The organism is Halorubrum sp. SS7 (assembly GCF_005435055.1).
In the GTDB taxonomy this organism is placed as follows: Archaea; Halobacteriota; Halobacteria; order Halobacteriales; family Haloferacaceae; genus Halorubrum; species Halorubrum salinarum.
In genome coordinates this window covers 1-239 of sequence record NZ_SGXV01000613.1, presented here as the reverse complement: position 1 = coordinate 239, position 239 = coordinate 1, and the positions used below count along the sequence as shown (strand labels likewise).

Here is a 239-nt window from a genome sequence, read left to right as displayed (position 1 = left end):
AGAATCCAAGAGGCCCTCAACAATTTCTAAGCGGGGCTCCCCCTTCCGAACTGGCTGCGCGTCTAGAACGATCGGAACGGCATTCCCGACTAACTGGACTGTCGCCCACTGGTAGGCGTATTCGTCGTTCTTCTCCTTCGTTCCGATGATCTCATCCTCGTAGCCAGTTCTATCGCCTGTGAAGGGGTCAGCTTCGGTAATGTCAATCGCGACGATCCCCGCTCGAAAGAACTGCTCTG

At 55.2% G+C, this 239-nt stretch carries 1 pseudogene; it reads right to left on the bottom strand.

Annotation, left to right across the window (positions count from 1 at the left end):
* A pseudogene (locus EXE44_RS19340) lies at positions 1-239 on the bottom strand (transposase); the annotation flags it as partial.